General features: G+C 67.6%; 6 protein-coding genes. All 6 read right to left on the bottom strand.

What is annotated here, in order from left to right:
• Positions 1-142: 142 nt before the first annotated feature.
• The 6 genes from ACFXBC_RS33925 to ACFXBC_RS33900 all read right to left on the bottom strand — a co-directional run bounded on the left by ACFXBC_RS33925 (position 143) and on the right by ACFXBC_RS33900 (position 6,680).
• A complete protein-coding gene (locus ACFXBC_RS33925) occupies positions 143-1,009 on the bottom strand; it encodes an FHA domain-containing protein (protein ID WP_385033579.1) in 867 nt (288 codons plus the stop codon).
• A 148-nt stretch (positions 1,010-1,157) separates the two neighbouring features.
• Positions 1,158-2,093: a DUF881 domain-containing protein gene (locus tag ACFXBC_RS33920; protein ID WP_385033566.1), complete on the bottom strand. Its 936-nt coding sequence runs from the start codon at positions 2,091-2,093 to the stop codon at positions 1,158-1,160.
• A gap of 20 nt (positions 2,094-2,113) precedes the next feature.
• Positions 2,114-2,446, bottom strand: coding sequence for a small basic family protein (locus tag ACFXBC_RS33915; protein ID WP_164266945.1), 333 nt, complete (start codon positions 2,444-2,446; stop codon positions 2,114-2,116).
• Entirely contained in the window at positions 2,443-3,366 is a 924-nt protein-coding gene (locus tag ACFXBC_RS33910; protein WP_385033561.1) for a DUF881 domain-containing protein, read from the bottom strand. Before ACFXBC_RS33910 ends, ACFXBC_RS33915 begins: the two co-directional genes overlap by 4 nt.
• 96 nt (positions 3,367-3,462) lie before the next feature.
• Complete coding sequence (locus ACFXBC_RS33905; protein ID WP_385033558.1) at positions 3,463-5,958, bottom strand: sugar phosphate nucleotidyltransferase; 2,496 nt, start codon at positions 5,956-5,958, stop codon at positions 3,463-3,465.
• A gap of 113 nt (positions 5,959-6,071) precedes the next feature.
• Positions 6,072-6,680, bottom strand: a complete 609-nt coding sequence (locus ACFXBC_RS33900; protein WP_385033555.1) for a CDP-alcohol phosphatidyltransferase family protein — start codon at positions 6,678-6,680, stop codon at positions 6,072-6,074.
• Positions 6,681-6,867: the final 187 nt, after the last annotated feature.

Raw genomic sequence — 6,867 nt, 5'->3', positions numbered from 1 at the left:
TTGTTGTCGAGCGCGCCCGCGTGACACTCGGCCCGTCGCGCTTACACCACCGTCCCGCTACCCCCCCGCCGGGGGGCCCGGGGGGGGGGGCCCCCCCGGCCCCCCCCCGTCGATGATTGCAGCATGGACCTTCCCTGAGGGGTCACACGCCCCGCTGGCTCGCGTAGAAGACCAGCCGGTACTTGCCGATCTGCACCTCGTCGCCGTTGGCGAGCACGACGGCGTCGATGCGCTCCCGGTTGACGTACGTGCCGTTCAGGCTGCCGACGTCCGAGACGGTGAATCCGCCGTCGGCGCCCCTGCGGAACTCCACATGCCGCCTCGACACCGTCACGTCGTCGAGGAAGATGTCGCTCTGCGGATGACGGCCGGCCGTCGTCAGATCACCGTCGAGCAGAAAGCGGCTGCCCGAGTTCGGACCGCGGCGGACCACGAGGAGCGCCGAGCCGGGCGGCAGGGCGTCGACGGCCGCCTGGGCCTCGGGAGAGAGCGAGGGCGAAGCGGTCTGCCCCGTCACCTCCGCTTCGTACGCCTCAAGCCCGGAGATGGAGATCGTCGAAGTGGTCTCCGAGGGCCGCTCGGGCACCCCGGCACGCAACGGCGCTCCGCAATTGGAGCAGAACCGACTGTCCTCGGCATTGCGGTGGCCGCACCTCGTACACACCGGCATGGACGCATCCTCCTGCCGCGACTGCCCTGCGTGGGCGCTGGTTGCGTACGGATCGGAGGACAACCCTCGACCCGTACTTGAGGTTGATGCTTCACCAAAACCTATGCGGCCCTCGCCCGCAGGGTCAACAGACGACGCACCCTGATCACCCGAAATGTCGCGACCGGACCGCCCCACCTCGTCGCGGAACAGCGGGCGGTCGCCGCTCTGGTCCTCGCCCTCCACATGACGTGGGGCGCGGTGCCGCGCACTGTCCTCACGTGCGCTCTTGCCGAACAACTTCCCAAACAACTTCACGGGCGATTCCCCTTGACCGAAACAGACCCGCCCGTGGGGCAGGACGAACTCTCAATGAACACACCTGCCGAACCGGACATCCTTACAACGTCCGTATCCCCCAGACAGTTTCCACCACGCACCCCGCTATCGGTGCGCCGACCCCCCGCAACCCCGTGCCCTTGTCCCGCTACCCTCGCGCGCCCCCGCCTCACGGCGTGGAGGACCGAGCGTAGTCAGGCCGCTTCGCCGGTCGCAAGGCGTCCACAACGATCTTCTCTTCAGGCGTCACAACGGCTGTGGCCTGCTCCTTCTCAAGAGTCTGCACCACTCCGCCCGGAATATTCAGCGCAGGCTCCAAGTCGGCCGGTTTCCCGATGACCTTGAAGGTGTACGGCGCGCTGATCTTCGTCTTGTCCACCTGGATCCCACCATCCGTGTCGGAGAAGTAGGTGTCCCCCACCACGCGGACCCCGTTGACCTGGATCGCCTCGGCGCCCGCCGCCCGCAGCTCCTGGACCGTGTCGAGCAGCATGTCCGCCTGGACCGTCTTGTGCGGGTCGTTGACGAGCAGGGTGATACCCGGGCCCTGGGCTGCCACCGTGCCCGCCAGGATGCCCAGCTGACGCGCCTTCTCGTTCGTCTGCTTACGCGCCTCCTCGGCCTGGTCCGAGCTGCTCTCCAACTCGGTTCGCTGGCTCTGCAGACGCTGCTTCTCGTCCTCCAGGCGCTGGGTGCGGTTGTCGAGCTCGTCCAGGATCCGGACGAGGTCCTCCTGGCGTGCGCCGCGCAACGGGCTGTTGTCGCTGTTGGAGCGGACCTGGATGGCCAGCCCGAGCCCCAGTACGAACAGCAGGAGGGCGACGACGAGTTGGGCCCTGGTCACCCGCGGCGGCCAGAGAGCGGCGATCAGCCGCTGCCGTCCCGCCTGCCTCTGCGGCGCCGCAGGCGTCGCCCCCGGGCCGTCCGAGGGCGGGGCCGCCTGGGCGGGCTTCTCGTCGGGCAGCGCCCCGGGGAAGCGTGCGGGCCTGCGGGCGGCGTCGGGCGGTGGGTCCTGCGGGACAGCTGTGCCCTGGTCCTGCGGGCCCTCCGGGCTCTGCCCGTCTTCCGGGCCCCGCGGGCCGGGCGGGTTCCCGTCGTTGCTCATCGGTTCGTCACCCATCGGCCTCACGCCCGGAACACATGCCTGCGAATGGCCGCGGCGTTCGAGAAGATGCGGATGCCGAACACGACGACGACACCGGTGGACAACTGCGCTCCGACACCCAGCTTGTCGCCGAGGAAGACGATCAGCGCGGCCACCACGACATTGGACAGGAAGGACACGACGAAGACCTTGTCCACGAAGATTCCGTCGAGCATCGCCCGCAGACCGCCGAAGACCGCGTCGAGGGCGGCGACGACGGCAATGGGCAGGTAGGGCTCGACCATCGCCGGCACTTCGGGCCGGACCAACAGTCCGACCACGACTCCCACGACGAGGCCCAGTACGGCGATCACGATGTGCCCTTCCCTGAGTCGGCCGCGCTCTGGTCGGTGCCGGCGGCCTTCGGCTTTGCTGTACGTACGATCAGACTCGCGGCCGCAGGAAGGCGCACGTCGGCCTGGTCGGAACTGCTGGTGCGGATCGAGTAGCTGTCCTTGAGGACCTTCAGGTACTGTCCGCCGACGCTGTCGTCGAATGTGCTGAGCAAGTGCTTCCCGTCCCCCACCGCCAGTACCGTGTACGGCGGCACCAGCGGCCTGTTGTCGACCAGTATGGCGTCACCCGCGGCCCGGATCGCCGACAGAGCCGTCAGCCGCTGGCCGTTGATGGCGATCGCCTCGGCGCCGGACTGCCACAGCGCATTGACGAACTGCTGCATGTCGCGGTCCCGTACCCGCCCCGTATCGGAGAACCCGGGACTCTCCCGTGGCCCCCCGCCGTCGCTCTTGGCGCTGTCCTTGGCGTCGTCGATGACCAGCTTCACGCCGGGACCGTGCACCGCTGTCGCGCCGGAGAGCAGCGCCACCAGCCCGCCCTGGTCGCCCCCGTGCTGCTGGAGTGCCTTGCGCTGCTGCTCGCCCACGGCGTCGCGCAGCCCGTCCACCTTCTTCTGCTGGGCGTCGGCGGACGAAGTCTCCGAGTCGATACGGTCGATGAGCTCCTGGCGCTCCTTGGCGACGACCGGCGCCGTCACCCTGGCCTGCGCCGCGCCCACGGTGACCACGACGGCGGCGAGCACCAGACCCGCGGCGAGACCGACCTTGGCCCGCAGGGAGCGCGGCAGGCCCGCCCTGCCCTCGGCCCGCCGCCGGGCAGTCGCCTCGGCGTACCCGTCGTCGAGGCTGTGGTCCATCACGTTGTTCAGCAGCGACATCGACGCATCGGGGCGCGGTGGCGGGGAGGCTGCGCTCCGAACGGGTGGCTGCTTCGGCATGCCGCACATCGTCGCACGCCGCCGCCGCGGCCTCCCAATGGCCCCGGGATGTGCCGGACGGCTCGGGCTCACGCCGTCCGGCACACCGTCACGGCCTCACTGACCGGCACCGTCCACGATCGACGACCACTCGTCGAGCAGCGCCTGCGCGGACGCGTCGTCCGGCCCTTCGGCCCACAGATGAGTGACCGCCTCGGCCGGAGCCGGCAGCACCATCACCCAGCGGCCGTCGGGTTCGACGACCCGCACCCCGTCCGTGGTGTCCACGGAACGGTCGGCAGCCGCCTCCACCACCCGGCGCATGACCAGGCCCTTCACGGCCCAGGGGGTCGCCAGGTCGCGGCGGAGCACATGGGCGCGCGGAATACGGGCGTCGATCTGACTGAGCGTCAACTGGGTACGGGAGACCAGGGCGATGAGACGGACGAACGCCGCGGTGCCGTCGAAGACACTGCTGGACTCGGGGATGATGAAGCCACCGCGCCCGTCGCCGCCGAAGATGGTGGAGTCCTCGCGGCCGACCCGGGTCAGATCGTCGGGCGATGTGGTCGTCCACTCCACCTGGGTGCCGTGGTAGGCGGCGACCTGCTCGGCGATCCTCGTGGTCGTCACCGGCAGCGCGACGCGCCCGCTGCGCCGCTCCGCGGCGATCAGGTCCAGCATCACCAGCAGGGCCCGGTCGTCCTCGATGATGCGTCCGCGCTCGTCCACGAGCGAGAGCCGCTCGCCCACCGGGTCGAACCGCACACCGAAGGAGGCCCGCGCCGAGGCCACGATCTCACCGAGCCTGACGAGACCGGCACGGCGGCTGTCCGCGGTCTCGGTCGGCCGCGACTCGTCGAGGCCCGGGTTGATGACCAGCGAGTCCACACCGAGCCGCCCGAGGAGGCTGGGCAGGACGAGCCCGGCGCTGCCGTTGGACGCGTCGACCACGACCTTGAGCCCGGCTTCCTCGATGCCCGTGGTGTCCACGTTGCGGAGCAGGGCGCCGGTGTACGAGTCGAAGACGCTCGCCGGGAAGTGCAGGTCCCCGATCTCGCCGGGGAAGGCACGGCGGTACTCCTGGCGCGCGTACACCCGGTCCAGCTTGCGCTGCCTCCCCTGCGAGAGGTCCGCGCCGCGCTCGTCGAAGAACATGATGTCCACCGAGTCGGGCACACCGGGCGAGGTCCGGATCATGATGCCGCCGGCGCTGCCGCGCGCGGTCTGCTGCCTGGCCACCGGCAGCGGCGCGTTCTCCAGGTCCCGTACGTCGATGGCGCTGGCCTGGAGAGCGGAGATCACAGCCCGCTTGAGGGCACGCGCACCACGCGAGTGGTCACGCGCGGTGGTGACGGTTGAGCCCTTCTTGAGCGTGGTGGCGTACGCACCCGCCAGCCGTACCGCGAGCTCCGGGGTGATCTCGACATTCAGGATCCCGGAGACGCCGCGCGCACCGAAGAGATGTGCCTGGCCACGGGACTCCCAGATCACCGAGGTGTTGACGAACGCGCCGGCTTCGATGGTCTTGAAGGGATAGACCCGCACATTGCCCTGGATGATGGATTCCTCACCGACGAGGCACTCATCACCGATGACGGCGCCGTCCTCGATGCGGGCGGCCCGCATGATGTCGGTGTTCTTCCCGATCACACAGCCGCGCAGGTTGGACTGCTGACCGATGTACACGTTGTCGTGGATGACGGCCTTGTGCAGGAAAGCACCGGTCTTGACGACCACGTTGGAACCGACGACGGTGTGCTCCCGGATCTCCACGCCCTCTTCCACCTTGGCGTAGTCGCCGATGTAGGTGGGTCCTCGGAGCACGGCGTCAGGATGTACTTCGGCGCCTTCGGACACCCATACGCCGGGAGAGATCTCGAAGCCGTCGATGTCCACATCGACTTTCCCTTCGAGAACGTCGGCCTGGGCCTTCACATAGCTCTCGTGTGTGCCCACGTCCTCCCAGTAGCCCTCGGCGATATAGCCGTAGACTCGCTTCCCGTCCTTCATGAGCTGGGGGAAGACATCACCGGACCAGTCGACTGAAACGTCTGCCTCGACGTAGTCGAAGACCTCGGGTTCCATCACATAGATGCCCGTGTTCACGGTGTCCGAGAAGACCTGGCCCCAGGTCGGCTTCTCAAGGAAGCGCTCGACCTTTCCTTCCTCGTCCACGATGGTGATGCCGAACTCCAGCGGATTCGGTACCCGCGTGAGGCACACCGTGACGAGTGCGCCCTTCTCCTTGTGAAAATTAATGAGATCGGTCAGGTCGAAGTCGGTGAGCGCATCCCCGGAGATCACCAGAAAGGTGTCGTCCTTCAGTGCCTCTTCCGCATTCTTGACGCTTCCCGCAGTGCCGAGCGGCTTCTCCTCGTTCGCGTATGTGAGCTCCATACCGAGCTCTTCACCATCGCCGAAGTAATTCTTGACGAGCGATGCGAGGAACTGCACGGTGACGACCGTTTCACTGAGCCCGTGCCGCTTCAACAGTCGCAGCACATGTTCCATGATCGGCCGGTTGACCACCGGCAGGAGCGGCTTGGGCATACTTGAGGTCATAGGGCGAAGACGTGTGCCTTCGCCACCAGCCATCACGACGGCCTTCATGTCGGAAGCGCCCTCCTTGAGATGTCGACAGTCCAGCCGACTTCACCCGTCCGGTGAGGACACTCGGGCGTCATACGCAATCCGGCCACGCTGCACGGCGCGCATCGACGAGTTCAATCGGCTGCTACATCCGCCTTCACGAGCCGACGGACTTGTACCACGTACAGGATTCCTGCCCACCAGTAGAGCGTTGTACCCCACCCTGCGAACGCCCATCCGAGAATCGACGCCAGGGTGCCCAGCCAGCCGCTACCGTCGCTGAGCAGGAGCAACGGGAACGCGTACATCAAGTTGAAGGTAGCTGCCTTCCCCAGAAAGTTCACCTGGGGCGGCGGATAGCCGTGCCTGCGCAGGATTCCCACCATGACCAGAAGCATCAGCTCACGGGCCAATAGTGCCGCGGTCAACCAAATCGGCAGGATCTCCCGCCAGGTCAGACCGACCAGGGTGGAGAGAATGAAGAGACGGTCTGCGGCAGGGTCGAGCAGCCGTCCCAGGTTGCTGATCTGGTTCCAGCGGCGGGCCAGCTTGCCATCGAGATAATCACTCACCCCGCTCAGCGCGAGCACCAGCAATGCCCAGCCATCGCTCTTGGGCCCGCCGAACTCGGGCCGGAGAATCAGCCACAGGAAAACGGGCACCCCGACCAGGCGGGCCATGCTGAGAATGTTGGGGATGGTGAGTACCCGGTCCGTCTGAACGCGGGTCTCCTGGACCTCCACCCGGGGGCCTCCTGTGAGGAACGTACGAACGATGCCCACTGACCCTACCCTCAGCCGGAGCGGGTCAAGTCACAGGGGTCAGCGGCCGGCTGGAACTGCATGTGGACGCAGAAATGCCTCAGCCCCGGACCATAACGGTCCGGGGCTGAGGCCAAAAATTGTTCGGCGGCGTCCTACTCTCCCACAG

Source organism: Streptomyces sp. NPDC059398, from assembly GCF_042751845.1.
In the GTDB taxonomy this organism is placed as follows: Bacteria; Actinomycetota; Actinomycetes; order Streptomycetales; family Streptomycetaceae; genus Streptomyces.
This window is presented reverse-complemented; position numbering and strand designations above follow the sequence as displayed.

Bases quoted from the DNA above. Each gene is read 5' to 3' on its own strand.
- ACFXBC_RS33920 (WP_385033566.1), bottom strand. From the start codon at position 2,093: ATGAGCAACGACGGGAACCCGCCCGGCCCGCGGGGCCCGGAAGACGGG.
- ACFXBC_RS33905 (WP_385033558.1), bottom strand. From the start codon at position 5,958: ATGAAGGCCGTCGTGATGGCTGGTGGCGAAGGCACACGTCTTCGCCCT.
- ACFXBC_RS33910 (WP_385033561.1), bottom strand. From the start codon at position 3,366: ATGCCGAAGCAGCCACCCGTTCGGAGCGCAGCCTCCCCGCCACCGCGC.